Here is a 19,356-nt window from a genome sequence, read left to right on the forward strand (position 1 = left end):
CCGATCCTACGGGGAGTGGTCAGTCCAGCGTGGCCACCACGTACTCGGCCTCGTGCAGGACGGAGCAGAACGCCCGCCCGGCGTGGTCGATCGCGTCGCGCCGACTGATGACCGCGTCGCACACCGCGCACCTGGTCGTGAAGGTCGACCGCACCGCATCGGAGAGAAGGGACATGCGGACATCCTGCGCGCCGGAGGTGAACGGCAGGCTTCGCCCACCTCCGAGCCGGGTGAACGATGCCGAAGAACCCGCCCCGGACGCGAGGGGGGCTCGCGTCAGGACCCTCCGAGCGCCTCGACGACCTGGTCCGCGGAGCCGGACACCGCGGCGGCGAAGTCCTGCTCGGTGACGACCTGCCCCGCAGCGAGCCACACGACGTTGCGGGCACCGGGTTGCGGCACCCAGACCGGTCCGTCGCCGCGGCCGCCGACCAGGATCGTCACGTCGTCGAGCGACGCGGAGCCCCGGTACCAGGACGTCGGCAGGTCCACCTGCACGTCGTGGCCGGCTGCTCCGAGCCGGCCGACGAGCGCGGTGACGTCGTCACTGCGCGAGCCGTCGTGCTTCACCGCGATCCGCAGCGCCGCGCCGGCCGCTTCCCGGTGGTCCCGGACGACGAGGGGCCGCGAGGACCGCACCATGACGGCGTGCCCCTTCGGCAGCCCCGGCTCGACGCCGAGCCAGCGCAGGCCGGCCGCCTCGTACCGCGGGGCGGCGTCGGCGTCGGGGTAGCGTCCGCGCCAGCGTTCGTCGAAGACGCGCCGGTTGTCGATCCGGGCGTCGTCGCGTCCGGGGGAGCGGCTCTCGTGGTGCACGACCACGGACGAGGGCACGACGGCGAACGACGAGCCGGTCGGGGACGACGCCAGGGCACGGAGGCAGAGGTCGACGTCCTCGAGCCCGTTGGCGTACACCGGGTCGAACCCGTGCCAGCGGATCAGGTCGGCGGCGCGGAAGGCTGCGGCGGCGGCGGTGATCGCCGCGAAGCGACGGTCTGCCGGGTCGGCGAACGCCCGCGGAGCGTCGTACCGGGGGTGGTCGCCGAGGAAGTGCCACGGCAGGACCTTGTCGCCGCCGAAGACGGTGCCGGCGGCCTGCACGACTCCGTCGGGGTAGACGAGCAGGGGCTGGGCGCCGAGGACGGTCGGGTCGTCGAGCGCGGCGACGAGCGGGCGGAGCCAGCCGGTGGTCACCTCGGTGTCGTTGTTGAGCATCACGACGGTCGCCCCGGTCGAGCGTGCCAGCCCGAGGTCGCTGCCGAGTCCGAAGTTCCGGTTCCGGTCCTCGCGCTGCAGGACCACCCGCGGGTCGTCGCCGAACCAGGCGCCGAGCACGGCGCTGACGGACCGCGGCGAGCCGTTGTCGACGACCACGACCTCGACGCGGTCGCCGTCGTGGTCGGCCGCGTGCAGCACGGCGTCGACGGCGCGTCGGGTCATCGTCCAGTCGCGGAACACCGGCATCACCACGGACACGAGGCCGGCGTCGCGGTCCGGCGCGGCCGCGGTGAGGGCGTCCCAGTCGATGCGGTGCCGCGCGAGCGCGACCTCCTGCCACGACGCGGGTTGCGCGGACGACACCCGGCGGGGGTCGCGGACGTTGTCGTAGTCGACCCCGATGACGGGGACGTACGCGGGCACACCGAAGCGGGCACCGATGCGCAGCAGCCACTCCCAGTCGATCCAGCGGCGGAGGGTCTCGTCGAAGGGTCCGACCGCGGCGGCGACGTCCCGGCGCACGACGAGGGCGTTGAGGTCGATGAAGTTGCCGGCGAGCAGGTCCTCGAGCGTGCCGTCCTCGCCGCGGTACGTCTCGACCGGCGCGGTGGAGTCGTCGGCGTTGTTCGCGCCGACCATGCGCACGCCGGTGTGCACACCGGGTCCGTCGGACTCGAGCAGGACGGCGAGGGCCGCGGACAGGTGCGCCGGGCGCCAGGTGTTGTCGGCGTCGAGGAACGCGACGAAGTCGCCGCGGACGGCGGCGAGCCCGGTGTTCCTGGCCGCGCCGGCTCCGCCGTTGTCGCGTTCGAGCAGCCGGATCCGGGGCTCGCCCTCGGCGCGACTGCGGACGACGTCGACCGTGTCGTCCCCGGATCCGTCGTCGACGACGAGCAGCTCCCAGTTGGTGTGCTCCTGCGCGCGGACCGAGTCGATGGCCGCGCCGACGACGTCGGCTCGGCGGTGCACCGGCATCACGATCGAGACGAGCGGCTGCTCGGCGGCACGTCGCGCTGCACCGCGCGGCGAGCGTGCGAGCACCTCGGCGGTGTCGGGGCCGTCCCAGGTCGGCCGGTAGCGGCGCCGGGTGCGGTGCTGCGCCTCGGCGAACGCGCGGGCCGCCGACACGGCCGACGCGCGTGCGGCGCCCCAGGTGGGTGCCGGGCCACGTCGGCCGGGAGGCACGGGGAGCGTGGTCGCGTCCGTCGCGTTCCGCAGGAAGTGACGGAGCGCGTCGAGGGTGGACGACGGACGGTCCGCTGCGGGCAGCGAGGCGGCGTACACGCCGGCGTCGAACAGCGGACCGGTCTGGAAGAGCTCGGGACCCTCCTGGTGCAGGGCGTCGTACCAGGACATCGTCGGCACGGGCTGGTGCTCGCGCATCCACTCGTGCTCGACCAGCGGGCTCAGGGAGAGACCGCGCCGACCGTCGTTGTGCACGTAGAACGTGATCGCCTCGTCGTCGCTCGGGAACGTGCGGCCGGTCTGCGCCTCGAGGTACGCGCGGTCGGTGATCCCGAACTCGCCGATCCGGCGCGCCCAGCGGTCCAGCCGATCGGTGACGGTCAGGGGCTTCTCGGGGCCGCGGAGTCCGCGGGCGAGCCGCCGTGCGACCCGGCCGAGCCCCCCGTTCTCGGCCATCAGCGACGCCCCGGCAGCCGCGCGGCGACCTTGGCGATGGCCTGGCCGGTGCGGAACGAACGGCTGGCCCGCAGGTCGTCGAGCTCCCTCCGCAGCCGAGCGACCTCGTCGGCGGTGCCGGCGGCGGCGCCGTCGGCGGCGACCAGGTCGAAGGGCAGCATCGCCGCCCGACGTTCTCCCAGTGCCGCCGCGATGCCGTCGACGGGGGCCATCAGGCTGTTCTCGACGCCTTCGCGCGCCGACTCGAGCTCGTCGAACCCGGTGACCTCGGCGAAGCGGCCGACGAGCGCCGCCAGGACGTCGCCGCCGGTGCGGTGCACGCGGGACGACCAGGGGGTGCTCGGGGTGTCCGTGCGCGCGATCACCCAGTGCAGGGCGCGACGGTTCGCCAGGACGAGCTCCGCCGGCGACGGGTCCACCATGATCGTCACCGTCACGAGGTCGTCCGGGTCCGGGTCGCCGGTCGTGACCGTCCAGGCGTCGGGGGCCGACGTGCCGGCGGGGAGCCGGGCCTCCACCGCGAAGCCGTCGCCGAACGCCAGGTCGACCTGCCGGACCCACGCCGCGGCGTCGTCGACGTACCGCAGGTCGACCGACAGCCGCGCTGCCGGACCGGCCGGCACGAGCACGTCGGCGAACCGCTCCGTGGCCGTCGTGCCGTGCCGCTGGTAGGCGGCGACGGCGTCGGGCAGGAACGGGTACCGACGCTCGAGCTCCCGCTGGTGCGCCGCCCGGAGCGCGTTCCGGTTGCCCGAGAAGCTCTTGCCGCCGGCGTGCAGGACGAGCGCGCGGTTCGCGATCTTCGCCAGCCAGCCGTGCGCGGCGATGCGCAGGCAGTAGTCGTTCTCCTCGCCGTAGCCGGGCGCGAAGGCCTCGTCGAACAGGCCGTGCTCGGTCACGAGCGACCGGCGGGTGAGGAAGCAGAAGCCCATCGCGACGGGCATCACCTGCGAACGGGGCAGCAGTGGCGCGATCTCGGCCCAGACCTCGCGGGTACGGGCCTCTGTGCGGGCGGCCCCGCGGTTCGTCAGCCGGTAGGGGATGCTCGCGATCGTCGCGTTGTCGCTCCGGGCGGTGACGACGCCGGTGCGGTCCTCGTCGAGCACCTCGAGCATCGCGTCGAGGAAGCCGGCGGTGGGCACCGCGTCGCTGTTCAGCAGGAGCACGGCCTCGTCCTCGGCCCCGGGGTCCAGTTCGAGCACGGCGCGGTTGCAGGTGCCGACGAAGCCGAGGTTGCGCTCGTTGCGCTCGTACCGGAAGCCGTCGTGCCCGGCGACCCGCTCGAGCACGGCCCGCTCGATGGTGTCCGCGTCCGGACCGCAGTCGTTGAGCAGCAGCACCCGGTGCACACCGGTGTCGAGGTGCTCGAGCAGACCGTCGATGCACCGCAACAGCGACTCGAGGTCGCCGTAGATCGGCACGACGACGAGCGTGGGACGGGTCATCGGGTGGTCTCCTCGTCGGTGAGGGCGGCGGCGAGGGCGACGACGGCCGCCTCGAGCGGGCCGCCGAGCCGGTCCCCGGCGAGCGGGGTCCAGCCGGTGGGGCCGTCGGCCGCGGCACGCCGGACGGCGTCCGCGACGGCGAGGCCGAGGGAGCGGGCGTCGGCGGGGACCGCGGCGAGGTTCGGGTGCAGGTCGCCGCGCGTACCGCGGAACTCGTTCGTCACGACCCGAGCGCCCGAGACCGCGCCGTCGAACGGCGGGTGGCTCGGGTGCGGGCTGTGCTGCAGCGAGAGGACGACGTTCGTCGACGCGATGAAGCGGAAGTAGTCGTCCCACGGCATGGTGCCGTGCGACACGAGCTTCACGTCGCCGCGTCCGCCGTCGAGCTCGACGTCGCCGTGCTGCTCGCCGGCCGAGTGGAACTCGACCCGGATGCCGTCGGCCGCGAGCTCCTGCACGGCCACGCGCAGGGCGGCGACGCCGAGACGGAACAGGTTGCGGTGCTTGCTCGGGCGGCCGTAGAACAGGACCCGGACGACGTCCTCGTGCTGCCGCGCTGCAGCGACCCGCTCGAGCAGGTCGAGGTCCAGGTGCGGCGCGAAGGTCTGCTCGCTCCCGACGTCGAGCCCCTCGACGTCGACGAGGTACCGGCGCAGGGGCTCCGAGTTGACGAGCATGCGGAACCCGGCACGGTAGGTCGAGGCGGCGACGGCGTACTCCGTCGACCACGGGCTGAACCCGGGCTCGTAGTCCTGCACCAGGTAGACGACGTGCTCGCGGGGGACCACCCCGGCGGTGACGGCGACGTCGAGCGGGTGCGCGGTCTTCCAGTGCGTCGCGATCCAGACGTCTTCGCGGCCGAACGTGGTGTCGAGGACGTCCTCGCGGCGGACGACCCGGACGCCGGGACGGCCGTCGACGCGGGACTCGGGGAACCGGTCGGCGATGAGCGCCTCGGCCGCGGCGGCGCTGTTGCCCGGCGTCGTCCACCGCACCATCACGACGCGGACCGGTCGGCCCAGCTGCTCGCCGAGGGCGAGTGCCACCGCGATGGCGGTCTGCACACCGGCGAACGCGGCGCCCTCGCGCAGCTCGTCGACGACGAGCACCACCTCGGGGGCCCGGTCGGCGGTCGTGATGCCGGCGATCGCCAGGCTCGTCTCGACCAGTCCCTCGAACGGTCGGGCGGTCAGCGGTGCCCGGTCGCGCTCACGGCGGGCGACGCGGACGTCCACCCGGGACACCGTGCGGCCCAGTCGTTCCCGGACGTCGTTGCGGTAGTGGCCGTCCCGGGCGTAGCGCTCGTTCACCCGGACGAGGTCGCTCACGAGGCGCCGTGCCTTCTCGAAGTTCATCGGCGCTCACGTTACCGGGGGACGCCGGGCGCCCTCGGTAGGCTTGCCCCCTGATGATGCAGCGAATCGACCTCCGCGGTGGCCTCCCCGCCCGCGCCGACCTCCTCCGCCTCATGCCCCGTGCCGTCGGCGACGTCTCGCACGCGGTGGACGCCGCGCGCGAGCTCGTGGACGCCGTGCGCGAGCGCGGCGCCGATGCGCTGCGCGAGCAGGCCGAGCGCTTCGACGGGGGAGCCCCCGAGCACGTCCGGGTCCCCGCCGCCGACATCGCCGCTGCCGTCGCCGGCCTGACCCCCGCCCTGCGAGGAGCCCTCGACGAGGCGATCCGCCGGGTCCGGGCCGCGAGCGCCGCACAGGTGCCCGCAGCCGCGGTCACGACGCTCGCCGACGGCGCCGAGGTGCACCAGCGCTGGCAGCCGATGCGCCGCGTCGGGCTGTACGTGCCCGGCGGCAAGGCCGTGTACCCGTCGAGCGTCGTCATGAACGTCGTGCCGGCGCAGGTGGCCGGAGTCCGGTCGATCGCGCTCGTGTCCCCGCCGCAGCGCGACCACGGCGGCGCGGTGCACCCGACGATCCTCGCGGCCGCCGGGCTGCTCGGCATCGACGAGGTCTACGCGATGGGCGGCGCCGGCGCGATCGGCGCGCTGGCGTACGGCGTGGCCGAGCTCGGCCTCGACCCGGTCGACCTCGTCACCGGTCCCGGCAACAACTACGTCGCCGCTGCCAAGCGCATCGTGCGCGGCACCGTCGGCATCGACTCGGAGGCCGGCGCCACCGAGATCCTCGTCATCGCCGACGAGACCGCCGACCCCGGGTTCGTCGCGGCCGACCTCGTCAGCCAGGCCGAGCACGACGAGCAGGCCGGCAGCGTGCTGGTGACGACGTCGGCGACCTTCGCCGACGCGGTGGAGGCAGCCATCCCGGAACGCACGGCGGTGCTCGGGACGGCCGCGCGCCTCCAGACCGCCCTCGACGGCCCGCAGTCCGCGATCGTCCTCGTGGACTCGCTCGCCGACGCGGCGACCGTCAGCAACGCGTACGGCCCGGAGCACCTCGAGATCCAGACCGCGGACGACGACGCCGTGCTGGCCGACGTCGACGCGGCCGGCGCGGTCTTCGTCGGACCGAGCACGCCCGTCAGCCTCGGCGACTACCTCGCCGGATCGAACCACGTCCTGCCGACGGGCGGACAGGCGCGCTTCGGGTCGGGGCTCTCGGCGTCCACGTTCCTGCGCCCGCAGCAGGTCGTGCGGTACACGCCGGCCGCACTGCGCGATGTCGCCGACCACATCGTGGCGCTCTCGACCGAGGAGCAGCTCCCCGCGCACGGCGCCGCCGTGACGGAACGCACGAACCGATAGCCTGGGACCGACATGTTCTGCCCCTTCTGCCGCCACCCGGACTCCCGCGTCGTCGACTCGCGGACGAGCGACGACGGCACCTCGATCCGTCGACGCCGCCAGTGCCCGAACTGCGGGCGTCGCTTCTCGACCACCGAGACGGCGTCGCTCAACGTGGTGAAGCGCAACGGCGTCACCGAGCCCTTCAGCCGCGACAAGATCGTCTCCGGCGTGCGCAAGGCCTGCCAGGGGCGCCCCGTCACCGACGGCGACCTGGCGGTCCTCGCCCAGCGCGTCGAGGAGACCGTGCGGTCGTCGGGGTCGAGCCAGATCGACGCGAACGACATCGGGCTCGCGATCCTCGCGCCGCTGCGGGAGCTCGACGAGGTCGCCTACCTGCGCTTCGCGAGCGTCTACCAGGCGTTCGAGTCCCTCGAGGACTTCGAGGACGCCATCGGTCAGCTCCGCCGCGACCACCACGCGGCCGGTGCGGCCGCCGTCGCTCCCGCGGCAGGCGCTGACGCGTGAACGGCGTCGTGGAGCGCCTGGTCCGGAACGGCTACGCCGCCGTCTTCCGGTCCGTCTTCGCCAACATGGACCCGGAGCGGGCCCACCACATCGCGTTCGCCGTGATCAAGGTCGTGCCGCACGTGCCGTTCGTCGGCGGCCTCGTCGAGCGGTACTGCCGCCCGTCGGCGGCCGACGGCATCACGACGATGGGGATCCACTTCCCGTCGCGCTTCGGCCTCGCCGCCGGCTTCGACAAGGACGCCAAGGGCATCGGCGGCCTCGGCGTGCTCGGGTTCGGCCACGTCGAGGTGGGCACCATCACCGCGCAGCCGCAGCCCGGCAACGAGCGACCGCGCCTGTTCCGGCTCATCGCCGACCGCGCACTCATCAACCGGATGGGCTTCAACAACCACGGCGCCGCCGCCGCTGCCCGCCACCTCGAACGGGCCCGACGCAACCCCGGTCGCCCGGTCATCGGCGTCAACATCGGCAAGAGCCGGGTCGTCGCCGTCGAGGACGCGATCGACGACTACCTCGAGTCCGCCCGCCGCCTCGCGCCCTTCGCCGACTACCTGGCGGTCAACGTCAGCTCGCCGAACACGCCCGGCCTGCGCGGCCTGCAGGAACTCGACCAGCTCCGTCCGCTGCTCACCGCCGTGCGCGACGCCGCGGGCACCGTGCCGGTGCTCGTGAAGATCGCGCCCGACCTGACCGACGAGCAGATCGACGCCATCGCCGGCCTCGCGGTCGAACTCGGTCTCGCCGGCGTGATCGCCAACAACACCACGATCGCGCGCACCGGCCTGACGACCCCGACGGAGCAGGTCGAGGCCATGGGCGCCGGCGGCCTGTCGGGTGCACCGCTCGCCGCCCGCTCGCTCGAGGTCCTGCGCCGCGTCCGTGCCGCCGTCCCCGCCGACTTCTGCGTCGTCGCGGTCGGCGGCGTCACCACCGAGCAGGACGTGCAGGACCGCATCGACGCCGGTGCGACGCTCGTGCAGGGCTACACGGCGTTCCTCTACGAGGGGCCGACCTGGGCAGCCCGGATCAACCACCTGCGCCGTCGCCGGCTGCGCCGCGCCGCACGCTGAGGATCGCGTCCGGCGCGATCGGTGCCTTCGCGCGGCCCGGCGCGTTCGCGCGGCCCGGTGCCTTCGCCGAGTGAGCAGAAGACGTCGGGTCGAGGTCGCTCACCCGACGTCTTCTGCTCACTCGGTGCAGCAGGCAGGGCGCGACGCCCGCCCCGTGGTCGACCCGGCCGTCCGCCGGACGGGAGGCCCGTGGCGGCGCCGCGCCGTGCCTCCCGTCCGTCACGGCGCGTGCTGGCGCCCCTTGCGTCCGCGCGCTTGCCCGCGCTGAGGGGCGTGTTGCGCGGCCAGCGAGCTTCGTGAGCAGAAGATGTCGGGTGGGGGCCGTCGACCCGACATCTTCTGCTCACCGGATGCCGCACGCGGCCCGCGACGCGCGTCCCGAGAACGACGAAGTGCCCCGAACCGACCTGCCGGAAGGTGCTGCGTCGCTTCGTGAGCAGAAGATGTCGGGTGGGCGCCGTCGACCCGACATCTTCTGCTCACCGGATGCCGTACACGGCCCGCGACGCGCGTCCCGAGAACGACGAAGCGCCCCGCCGGATCGGCCGGAAGGTGCTGCGTCGCTTCGTGAGCAGAAGATGTCGGGTGGGGGCCGTCGACCCGACATCTTCTGCTCACCGGATGCCGCACGCGGCCCGCGACGCCCGCACCGGATGCCGCACATGCCACGCGACGCCCACCCCCATGAACGACGAAGCGCCTCCCGGGCCGGCCGGGAGGCGCTTCGCGACGTCGTCAGAGCGTGGGGTAGTCGCCCCGCTTGACCTGCGGCTTCGGCAGGCGCAGGAAGCGCAGCTGCCACGTGCGGGTCAGGATGTAGAGGAACGTGCCGCGCTGCACCTCGCCGAACTTCGACGCGAGCTTGCGGCGAATCGAGAGCCACAGCACCACGCAGTCGAGCACGAACAGCGCCACGAACGCCCAGACGAGCAGCAGCGAGTAGGACGCCAGGGGCGTCTGCGCCGCGGCGAACCCGACGATCAGGAAGAGCACGAGCACCGGCATCATGATCTCGCCGAGGTTCCAGCGCGCGTCGATCCAGTTGCGCAGGAAGCGACGCTGGTCACCGCGGTCCTTCGCGGGCAGGTAGCGCTCCTCGCCGTTGGCCATGCCGACCCGGGCGCGCTCGCGCTCCGAGTTGAGGCGCGCGCGGGCGGCCTTCTTGTCGACCGGCGTGTTGCCGACCAGGGGGCGGCGGTTCGCGGCCTCACGCTCGCGGCGGGACGGCGTCGGCCGACCCTTGCCCTGCTCGAGGAGCTCGCCCTCGGACGGGTTCACGGTCGTGTTGGTCTTGGGGGCTGCCTTCGCCACGGTGCGTTCCTAACGGCGGTGTGCGTGCTGGATCGTCCTCTAGATTACCGGGCATGACCGACACCCAACAGCACAGCTCCGCGACCGACCCCGCGCTCCTCGACGCCCTGCGCGAACAGGTGCACGGCGCACTGCCCGTGACGATCGCCGACCTGTCCGCACTGGTGCGGCTGCCGTCGGTCTCGTGGTCGGCGTTCGACCCGGCGAACGTGCAGGCGAGCGCCGCAGCCGTCGCGGACCTCGCGCGGTCGACGGGCGTCTTCGCGGACGACGCGGTGCGCATCGTCCGCTCGGCCGTCGACGGCTCGACGGCGGACGCCGAGGCCTCCGGTGCGGAGCTCGGCCAGCCCGCGGTCCTCGCGGTGCGGCCGGCGCGGAACGGCAAGCCCACGGTGATGCTCTACGCGCACCACGACGTGCAGCCCCAGGGCGACGACGCGCTGTGGGAGACGCCGCCGTTCGAGCCGACCCTGCGCGGCGACCGCCTGTACGGGCGCGGCGCCTCGGACGACAAGGCCGGCGTGATGACGCACGTGGCGGCGCTCCGGGCCCTGCACGCGCAGTTCGGCGACGACCTCGACCTCGGCGTCGTGCTCTTCGTCGAGGGTGAGGAGGAGTTCGGGTCCCGGTCGTTCCGCACGTTCCTGCGTGAGCAGAAGGAGCACCTCGCCGCCGACGTCATCGTCGTGGCGGACAGCGACAACTGGTCGGTCGACGTCCCGTCGATCACGGTCTCGCTCCGCGGCAACGTGACCTTCAAGCTGACCCTCACCACCCTCGAGCACGCGAGCCACAGCGGCATGTTCGGGGGAGCGGCTCCGGACGCCATGATCCCGATGGTCCGCCTGCTCGCCTCGCTGCACGACGACGACGGCTCGGTGGCCGTCGAGGGGCTCACCTCGTACCAGGCGGACGTCCCGTCGCGCACCGACGACCAGCTCGCCGTCGACGCTGCCCTGGTGGCGGGCGTCCGGCCGATCGGCACCGGCGAGGTCCTGTCCCGCATGTGGTTCCAGCCGTCGATCACGGTGACGGGCATGGACGTGCCGAGCGTCGCGAACGCCTCGAACACGCTCCTGCCGACGGTGTCGGCCCGCGTCTCCGTGCGCGTGGCGCCCGGTCAGTCGGCCACCGACGCCCACGCCGCCGTCGAGCGGCACCTGCGCGAGCACGTCCCGTTCGGTGCGCGGCTCGAGATCAGCGAGCCGGACGCCGGTGACGGCTTCCTCGTCGACACGGCCGGGTGGGCCGTCCAGGAGGCCCGGGTCGCCATGCAGGAGGGCTGGGGTGCCGAGGCGGTCGAGCAGGGCATCGGCGGCTCGATCCCGTTCGTCTCGGACCTGGCGGCGGAGTTCCCCGAGGCCCAGATCCTGGTCACCGGTGTGGAGGACCCGGACACCCGTGCGCACAGCCCGAACGAGTCCCAGCACCTCGGCGTGCTGCACCGCGCGATCGCGTCCGAGGCGATCCTGCTCGCCAGGCTCGCGACGCGCAGCTGACGGTGCTTACAATCGACGCCAGGCGCGGTGAACCGCACCGCCCGGAGGGAGACGCGCGATGAGCGACACCATCACCCCTGACGCACCGGCGACCGAGGCACCGTCGCACGGCGTGCTCCTGAGCGACGCCGCGGCCGGCAAGGTGGCGAGCCTCCTCGAGCAGGAGGGCCGCGACGACCTGCGCCTGCGTCTCGCCGTGCAGCCCGGTGGTTGCTCGGGCCTGATCTACCAGCTCTACTTCGACGAGCGCCTGCTCGACGGGGACACGACCGCCGAGTTCGACGGGGTCGAGGTCGTCGTCGACAAGATGAGCGTCCCGTACCTCGCCGGCGCGACGATCGACTTCGAGGACACGATCCAGAAGCAGGGCTTCACGATCGACAACCCCAACGCGCAGGGCAGCTGCGCGTGCGGTGACAGCTTCCACTGATCACCCCGGACCCGACACGCGAGCGGGGAACGGCCGTCACGGTCGTTCCCCGCTCGCGTTTCGTCGTCCGGAGGACACTCCGGGCGCGCGCGGGAACGGGGGAGTGGCGGGCCGCGGGAGTGCGGATCGCGGCGAGGAGCGTGTCGGGTGTGCGCGAGCGGTGGCGAGCTGCGAGTAAGCTAGGAGTGTTCCAATCAGGCTGGGAGCCCCGCTGTCGCACCGTCGACCGGCTCGCTCCCGGGCTCACGTTCTTCCGAGAGGTAACAGTGCGTTCGAATCGCCGTATACGTTGGGCGGCCGTCCCGGTGGCCGTCGGTCTGGTCATCGCACTGGCTGGCTGCTCGCAGCAGCAGCTGAACGGATGGCTCCCCGGCACCGAGGGCAAGACGGACGTCACGAACCACACGAGCCGTGTCGTCGGCCTGTGGACCACGAGCTGGGTCGTCCTGCTCGCCGTGGGTCTCATCGTCTGGGGGCTCATCATCTGGGCCGCCATCGTGTACCGCCGCCGGAAGGGCCAGACCGGCCTGCCCGTGCAGATGCGCTACAACATGCCGCTCGAGATCTTCTACACGATCGTGCCGCTCATCCTCGTGCTCGGCTTCTTCGCCTTCACCGCGAAGGACCAGGCCGCCATCGAGAAGCCGTTCGAGAAGCCGGACGCCACGGTCCACGTGTACGGCAAGCGCTGGGCGTGGGACTTCAACTACATCGACAAGCAGAACCCCGAGGACAGCGTCTACTACCAGGGCATCCAGGCCCAGGAAGAAGAAGACGGCAAGGGCGCGATCGACGAGTCGCAGCTGCCGACCCTCTACCTGCCGAAGGGCAAGAAGGTCGCGATCGAGCTGTCCTCGCGCGACGTCGACCACTCCTTCTGGGTCATCGACTTCCTCTACAAGAAGGACATGCTCCCCGGCAAGACGAACTGGGAGTACTTCATCCCGACCAAGGAGGGCACCTACCAGGGCAAGTGCGCCGAGCTCTGCGGCGAGTACCACTCCCTGATGCTCTTCCAGGTCAAGGTCGTGTCGCCGGCCGAGTACGACGCCTACCTCGAGACCCTGCGTGATCAGGGCAAGGTCGGGCTGCTCGGCAACGAGTACAACACCAACACGAACGAACCGAACAACAAGGCGCCGGTCGAGGCGTCCGCCGAGAACAAGTAGGGGCCCGTCAGATGACAACGTCACTCGTCGGCCGACCGACCCAGACCTCGACGCCGGACTTCCAGGCGTCGAAGGTCGGGCGGAAGGGCAACATCATCGTCCGGTGGATCACCTCCACCGACCACAAGACCATCGGGTACATGTACCTGATCGCCTCGTTCGTCTTCTTCCTGCTCGCCGGCATCATGGCGCTGGTCATCCGTGCCCAGCTCTTCGAGCCCGGCCTGCACGTGGTCGCGACGAAGGAGCAGTACAACCAGCTCTTCACGATGCACGGCACGATCATGCTGCTGATGTTCGCGACGCCGCTGTTCTCGGGCTTCGCGAACGCGATCATGCCGCTGCAGATCGGTGCCCCCGACGTCGCCTTCCCGCGACTCAACGGCTTCGCCTTCTGGCTCTACCTGTTCGGTTCGCTCATCGCGGTCGGCGGCTTCCTCACCCCGCAGGGCGCCGCGTCCTTCGGTTGGTTCGCCTACGCGCCACTGAGCGACACGACGTTCACACCAGGGCTCGGCGGCACGCTCTGGGTCTTCGGCCTCGGCATGACCGGCTTCTCGACGATCCTCGGCGCGGTGAACTTCATCACCACGATCATCACGATGCGTGCCCCGGGTCTGACCATGTTCCGCATGTCGATCTTCACGTGGAACACCCTCGTGACGGCGCTGCTCGTCCTGATGGCCTTCCCGGTCCTCGCGACCGCGCTGTTCGGCCTCGGCCTCGACCGCGTGTTCGACGCGCAGATCTTCAACCCGGCCAACGGCGGCGCCCTGCTCTGGCAGCACCTCTTCTGGTTCTTCGGGCACCCCGAGGTCTACATCATCGCGCTGCCGTTCTTCGGCATCGTCTCCGAGGTCTTCCCGGTGTTCAGCCGCAAGCCGATCTTCGGGTACAAGACCCTCGTCTACGCGACCATCTCCATCGCGGCGCTGTCCGTCACGGTGTGGGCGCACCACATGTACGTCACCGGTGGCGTGCTGCTCCCGTGGTTCTCGCTCATGACGATGCTCATCGCGGTCCCGACCGGCGTGAAGATCTTCAACTGGGTCGGCACCATGTGGCGCGGTTCGGTCACCTTCGAGACGCCGCTGCTCTGGGCCCTCGGCTTCCTGATCACCTTCACCTTCGGTGGTCTGACCGGCGTCATCCTGGCGTCGCCGCCGCTCGACTTCCACGTGTCCGACTCGTACTTCGTCGTCGCGCACTTCCACTACGTGGTCTTCGGCACCGTCGTGTTCGCGATGTTCTCCGGCTTCTACTTCTGGTGGCCGAAGTGGACGGGCAAGATGCTCAACGAGCGCCTCGGCAAGATCCACTTCTGGCTCCTGTTCATCGGCTTCCACACGACGTTCCTCATCCAGCACTGGCTGGGCGTCATCGGCATGCCGCGTCGCTACGCGACGTACCTGCCGAACGACGGCTTCACCTGGATGAACCAGCTGTCGACGATCGGCTCGATGATCCTCGCGGTCTCGTTCCTGCCGTTCATCTTCAACGTCTACGTGACCGCCCGGAACGCTCCGAAGGTGGCCGTGAACGACCCGTGGGGCTACGGCCGCTCGCTCGAGTGGGCGACCTCCTGCCCGCCGCCCCGCCACAACTTCACGTCGATCCCGCGCATCCGTTCGGAGTCCCCGGCGTTCGACCTGAACCACCCGGAGGCAGGTGTGCCGATCGGTGTCGGTCCGGCCAAGGACGCCCCGGATGCCCCGACCTACGACGCCGCGAAGGGCGAGGTGAAGTAAGGCGATGCGCGCCAACACCAACCTGTTCTGGATCCTCTTCGGGTTCTTCATCCTGGCGGACGCCGCCTACACGATCTGGGCGATGCTCTACTACGGTCGCCCGGAATGGGTCGGCACCGTCGCGATCGGCCTCACCGGCATCATGTCGGCGTTCATCGCCTTCTACCTCGGCAGGGTCATGTCGTCGCAGGGCGGCGTCCTGCCGGAGGACCGCCCCGACGCGAACATCGAGGACGGCGACGCCGAGCTCGGGCACTTCAGCCCCTGGTCGTGGTGGCCCATCCTGCTGGCCGCCGCGGTCGGCGTCTGCTTCCTCGGCGTCGCCGCCGGGCTCTGGATCGTGCCGATCGGCCTCGTCCTCGTGACGGTGACCCTCGTTGGCTGGGTCTTCGAGTACTACCGCGGCAACTTCGGGCACTGACCCCGCGCTGCAGCGCACCTGACACCCTCGGGCGGCACCTTCCGGTGCCGCCCGAGTCGTGTCCGGGGTGCGTCGCGGCGACGACCTCCGGTCCGATCCGGAACAAAGCGGCCCGCCCGGGGCTTGACTGGAACGGACCTCCAACCACAGCGAAAGGAGTCACCTCAGGTGACTGACAAGCGCACCCTCATCATCTTCGGCGCGACGGGCGACCTCGCCTCCCGCCTGCTGCTGCCGGGCCTCGGCACGTTCCTGCAGAGCGGTCGAGCGGTTCCCGTCCAGCTCATCGGCACGGGCCGCAGCGCCCGCAGCGAGGAGCAGTGGAAGGACGTCGTCACGAAGTCCTTCGCGTCGCAGGACGTCAAGGGCTCGGAGGTCGACGCGACCCTCGAGTCGACGAGCTTCATCCAGGGCGACCCCACCGACCCGGAGCACCTCAAGGCGCTGCTCGACGCCGCCGACGCCGAGCCCATCCTCTACTTCGCGCTCCCGCCGCAGATTGCCTCCGACATCTGCGAGGCACTGCAGCAGGTCGAGCTCCCCGAGGGCACGACCCTGGCGTTCGAGAAGCCCTTCGGCACCGACGTCGACAGCGCCCGCGCCCTCAACGAGACGGTGCTGAAGCTCGTCCCCGAGGAGCGCGTGCACCGCACCGACCACTTCCTCGGTCGCACCACGGTCCTCAACATCATCGGTCTGCGCTTCGCGAACCGCCTGCTCGAGCCGATCTGGAACGCCGAGAACATCGAGAAGGTCGACGTCTTCTACGACGAGACCCTCGGCCTCGAGAACCGCGCCCAGTACTACGACGAGGCCGGCGCGATGGTCGACATGATCCAGTCGCACCTGCTGCAGATCCTCGGTCTCGTCACGATGGACGCCCCGGCCGCGATCGACGCCGTCGAGTTCCGCTCCTCGCTCGCACGTGCCCTCCGCTCCACCCGCCTGAAGGGCGACGACGCGAAGGTCGCCTCCCGCCGTGCGGTGTACACCGCCGGCACGATCGACGGCAAGGACCTGCCCTCGTACCAGCAGGAGGACGGCGTCGACCCGTCTCGCCAGACGGAGACCCTCGCCGAGATCTCCGTCGAGGTGGACACCGCCCGCTGGAAGGGCGTCCCCTTCACCCTCCGCTCCGGCAAGGCGCTCGGCGCCAGCCGCAAGGAGGTCCTCATCACCTTCAAGCCGGTCACCCGCCTGCCCTCCGGTCTCTCCGGTCGGCCGAAGAGCGACACGCTCCGCATCGTCCTCAACCCGGACGAGATCGAGCTCACCGTCTCGGCGAACGGCGGCGGCAACCCGTTCGAGATGGGCCAGGTCACCCTGTCGTCGTCCTTCGCGGACGGCGAGCTCACCCCCTACGGCGAGGTCCTCAACGGGATCTTCCACGACGACCCGCTGCTCTCGATCCGCGGCGACGTGGCCGAGCGCTGCTGGGAGATCGTCGAGCCCGTGGTGAAGGCCTGGAAGGCCGACGAGGTCCCGCTCGAGGAGTACCGCGCCGGCTCCCGCGGCCCCGCGGACTGGGAGTCGTCGTCCTGACGGACGCGCTCGTCGCGCCCTGAACGGGCGCACCTGACGGACGGGAGGCACGGTGCCGGTCGGTACCGTGCCTCCCGTCCGTCTGTCGGTGCGTCGCGTCCAGCCAGCGCGGCGTGCGTGCCGCCCGTTGCAGGGCCCGGGAAGCACTTTCGCGCGTGGGTGGCCGGAAGAACCTGCTGCCGACGCGCGGAACGGCTGCCCTCGCGAAGCACTCGCCGCCGATGCACCGCACGCGTTCTGTCCCATGGCACGTGGTGTGGGAAGCACTTTCGCGCGTAGGTGGCCGGAAGAACCTGCTGCCTTTGCGCGGAACGACCTCCTACACGCGGATCAGCTGCCCACGCGTAGCACCCTCCACCGATGCCCCTCGCGCGTTCCGTCCATCGCGCGTGACGTAGGAAGCACTCTCGCGCGTAGGTGGCCGGAAGAACCTGCTGCCGACGCGCGGAACGACCTCCTCCGCGCGTAACGGCTGCCCTCGCGAGCCACACGCCGCCGATGTCCCTCGAGCGTTCCGTCCCATCGCACGTGACGTAGGAAGCACTCTCGCGCTTAGGTGGCCGAAAGAACCTGCTGCCTACGCGCGGGACGACCTCCTAGGCGCGGAACGACCTCCCACGCGCGGAACGGCACCCCACGCGCGGAACTGCACCCCACGCGCGGAACAGCGCCCGGCACCAGCGAAGCCCCAGCCCCGCGCACCTCACCCGGGGGAGCCGGCACGGCCGCCCTGGCCGGTCCACGAGCGGGTGCCGCCGCTGCGCGAGGCCGTGCGGGTCCGGTGCCCGGTCGTGCCGCCCCTCGCGCGCGAGATAGCGTCGGCCGCCGACACCAGGGTCAGGTGGGACAGCACCTGCGGGGTGTTGCCGATGTGGTGCCCGGTGGCGACGTCGATCTCCTCGGAGAGCATGCCGACGTCGTTCGCGTAGCCGACGAGCACGTCCATCAGGCGTTCGGCGTCGTCGAGGCGGCCGGAGCCGGCGTACTGCTCGACGAGCCAGAACGAGCACGCCAGGAACGGGTGCTCGGTGCCCGTGAGCCCGTCGAAGCCCGCGGTGGTGCGGTACCGCAGGACGAGTCCGTCGTCGCCGACGCGCAGGTCCTCCTCGATGGCCCGGACGGTGCCGGTCATGCGCGGGTCGTCCGCGGCGCAGAAGCCGATCTGGGGCAGGACGAGCAGGCTGGCGTCGACCTCGTCGGTGTCGTAGTGCTGCCGGTAGGACCCGCGCGCGGCGTTCCAGCCGTGCTCCTCGATCTCGGCGCGGACGGTCTCGCGCAGGGTGCGCCAGCGCTCGACGGGGCCGTCGAGGCCGAACTCCTCGACGGCGGCGACCCCGCGGTCGAACGCGGCCCAGATCATCGCCCGCGAGTGCGTGAAGTGGCGGCGCGGTCCGCGCATCTCCCAGATGCCGTTGTCGGGCTCCTGCCAGTGCTCCTCGACGTAGCCGAGCAGGGCGCGCTGCAGCGCCCACGAGTCCGCGCTCTCCTCGACGCCGAGCTCGCGGGCGTCGTGCAGCGCGGCGAGCACCTCGCCGAAGACGTCGCCCTGGTACTGCGTCGAGGCGCCGTTGCCGACGCGGACCGGCTTCGAGTCGGCGTAGCCGGGCAGGTGCGCGAGCTCGCGTTCGGGCAGTTCCCGCTCGCCGGCGATGCCGTACATGATCTGCACGTCGGCCGGGTCGCCGGCGACGGCGCGGAGGAGCCAGCCGCGCCAGTGCTCGGCCTCGTCGCGGTAGCCGTGCGCGATGAGCGAGGCGAGGGCGAGCGAGGCGTCGCGGAGCCAGACGTAGCGGTAGTCCCAGTTCCGTTCGCCGCCCGGGTCCTCGGGCAGGCTGGTGGTCGCCGCGGCGACGACGCCGCCGGTGTCGCCGTGGGTCATCGCGCGCAGGAAGAGCAGCGACCGTCGCGTCGCGGCCGCGTGGCGCCCCTCGGTGTGCGCGGTCGCCATCCAGTCCGTCCACCAGTCGACGGTGTGCGCGAGCGCGGCGTCGACGTCGACGGGCTCCGGGGCGTCGCGGTACGACGGGTACCAGGTGAGGACGGTGTCGAGCACCTGGCCGTCGTGCACGGTCGTCGTGGCGGTGTGCCGGTGGTCGGACGCCCGGAAGCGGACGCCGCGGACGACGACGGACCCCGGGCCCGCGGTCGCGAGCAGCGCCGGGTCGTCGTCGCCACCGACCTGGCGCACCCACGGCAGCGCGAGCGCGTAGTCGAAGCGGATGCGCAGCACCTGCTCGACCTCGACGCTGCCGCGCAGCCCGCGCACCCGGCGGACGAGCGAGGGCCGGTGGGCGCCGACGGGCATGAAGTCGGTGACCTCGACCACGCCGGTCGCGGTCGTCCAGACCGTCGAGAGCACGAGGGTCTCGCCGTGGTACCGGCGCTTCGCGGTCGCGTCGGGGTCGGTGGGCCGCAGGGTCCAGTGGCCGTGCTCCTCGTCGCCGAGCAGGGCGGCGAAGGTGGACGTGCTGTCGAACCGGGGCAGGCACAACCAGTCGACCGTGCCGTCCCGGGTGACGAGCGCCGCGGTCGTGGTGTCCCCGATGACCGCGTGGTCCTCGATGCGGGCTGCCGGTGCGCCGTTGCTCATGCCCCGATCGAACCACACCCCGGCCGGAGCGCCGCCGGTCTCGCTG

General features: G+C 71.8%; 15 protein-coding genes. 9 read left to right on the plus strand and 6 right to left on the minus strand.

Going from position 1 to position 19,356, the window contains the following annotated elements; translation table 11 throughout:
- Positions 1–19 precede the first annotated feature (19 nt).
- From DEI99_RS07285 to DEI99_RS07300, 4 genes are all read right to left on the minus strand, one after another.
- Positions 20–175: a hypothetical protein gene (locus DEI99_RS07285; protein WP_181434317.1), complete on the minus strand. Its 156-nt coding sequence runs from the start codon at positions 173–175 to the stop codon at positions 20–22.
- Positions 176–276: 101 nt separating this feature from the next.
- A complete protein-coding gene (locus DEI99_RS07290) occupies positions 277–2,859 on the minus strand; it encodes a glycosyltransferase family 2 protein (RefSeq protein WP_111040593.1) in 2,583 nt (860 codons plus the stop codon).
- Positions 2,859–4,304, minus strand: a complete 1,446-nt coding sequence (locus DEI99_RS07295; RefSeq protein ID WP_111040592.1) for a glycosyltransferase family 2 protein — start codon at positions 4,302–4,304, stop codon at positions 2,859–2,861. Before DEI99_RS07295 ends, DEI99_RS07290 begins: the two co-directional genes overlap by 1 nt.
- Positions 4,301–5,659, minus strand: a complete 1,359-nt coding sequence (locus DEI99_RS07300; protein WP_111040591.1) for a rhamnosyltransferase WsaF family glycosyltransferase — start codon at positions 5,657–5,659, stop codon at positions 4,301–4,303. The genes DEI99_RS07295 and DEI99_RS07300 overlap by 4 nt, the downstream gene beginning before the upstream one ends.
- Positions 5,660–5,712: 53 nt before the next feature.
- Here DEI99_RS07300 and hisD point away from each other — a divergent pair, with 53 nt between their 5' ends.
- From hisD to DEI99_RS07315, 3 genes are read left to right on the plus strand one after another with little or no spacing between them, the layout of a single operon-like run.
- The gene (hisD, locus tag DEI99_RS07305) at positions 5,713–7,020 is read left to right on the plus strand and encodes a histidinol dehydrogenase (protein ID WP_284180982.1); all 1,308 of its coding nucleotides are present in this window, start codon (positions 5,713–5,715) and stop codon (positions 7,018–7,020) included.
- Positions 7,021–7,032: 12 nt separating this feature from the next.
- Entirely contained in the window at positions 7,033–7,527 is a 495-nt protein-coding gene (nrdR, locus tag DEI99_RS07310; protein ID WP_071297302.1) for a transcriptional regulator NrdR, read from the plus strand.
- Entirely contained in the window at positions 7,524–8,600 is a 1,077-nt protein-coding gene (locus DEI99_RS07315) for a quinone-dependent dihydroorotate dehydrogenase (protein WP_111040590.1), read from the plus strand. The genes nrdR and DEI99_RS07315 overlap by 4 nt, the downstream gene beginning before the upstream one ends.
- 735 nt (positions 8,601–9,335) lie before the next feature.
- Here DEI99_RS07315 and DEI99_RS07320 read toward each other — a convergent pair.
- Complete coding sequence (locus DEI99_RS07320; RefSeq protein ID WP_111040589.1) at positions 9,336–9,911, minus strand: DUF3043 domain-containing protein; 576 nt, start codon at positions 9,909–9,911, stop codon at positions 9,336–9,338.
- Between the two features lie 53 nt (positions 9,912–9,964).
- Between DEI99_RS07320 and DEI99_RS07325 the strand changes: the two genes are divergently transcribed.
- From DEI99_RS07325 to DEI99_RS07350, 6 genes are all read left to right on the plus strand, one after another.
- Complete coding sequence (locus DEI99_RS07325; RefSeq protein ID WP_111040588.1) at positions 9,965–11,410, plus strand: dipeptidase; 1,446 nt, start codon at positions 9,965–9,967, stop codon at positions 11,408–11,410.
- 58 nt (positions 11,411–11,468) lie between these two features.
- Positions 11,469–11,840 (plus strand): HesB/IscA family protein, encoded by a 372-nt coding sequence (locus DEI99_RS07330; RefSeq protein WP_111040587.1) that lies wholly within the window; start codon positions 11,469–11,471, stop codon positions 11,838–11,840.
- 266 nt (positions 11,841–12,106) lie between these two features.
- A complete protein-coding gene (ctaC, locus tag DEI99_RS07335) occupies positions 12,107–13,009 on the plus strand; it encodes an aa3-type cytochrome oxidase subunit II (RefSeq protein ID WP_111040586.1) in 903 nt (300 codons plus the stop codon).
- 11 nt (positions 13,010–13,020) lie between these two features.
- Entirely contained in the window at positions 13,021–14,757 is a 1,737-nt protein-coding gene (ctaD, locus tag DEI99_RS07340; RefSeq protein ID WP_181434316.1) for an aa3-type cytochrome oxidase subunit I, read from the plus strand.
- 4 nt (positions 14,758–14,761) lie between these two features.
- Positions 14,762–15,178 (plus strand): cytochrome c oxidase subunit 4, encoded by a 417-nt coding sequence (locus DEI99_RS07345; RefSeq protein WP_111040585.1) that lies wholly within the window; start codon positions 14,762–14,764, stop codon positions 15,176–15,178.
- Positions 15,179–15,346: 168 nt separating this feature from the next.
- Positions 15,347–16,720, plus strand: a complete 1,374-nt coding sequence (locus DEI99_RS07350; RefSeq protein ID WP_111040584.1) for a glucose-6-phosphate dehydrogenase — start codon at positions 15,347–15,349, stop codon at positions 16,718–16,720.
- A gap of 703 nt (positions 16,721–17,423) precedes the next feature.
- Here the strand turns inward: DEI99_RS07350 and DEI99_RS07355 are convergent.
- The gene (locus DEI99_RS07355; RefSeq protein ID WP_111040583.1) at positions 17,424–19,310 is read right to left on the minus strand and encodes a glycoside hydrolase family 15 protein; all 1,887 of its coding nucleotides are present in this window, start codon (positions 19,308–19,310) and stop codon (positions 17,424–17,426) included.
- Between the last annotated feature and the right edge of the window lie 46 nt (positions 19,311–19,356).

It is taken from the genome of Curtobacterium sp. MCLR17_036 (genome assembly GCF_003234445.2).
GTDB lineage: Bacteria > Actinomycetota > Actinomycetes > Actinomycetales > Microbacteriaceae > Curtobacterium.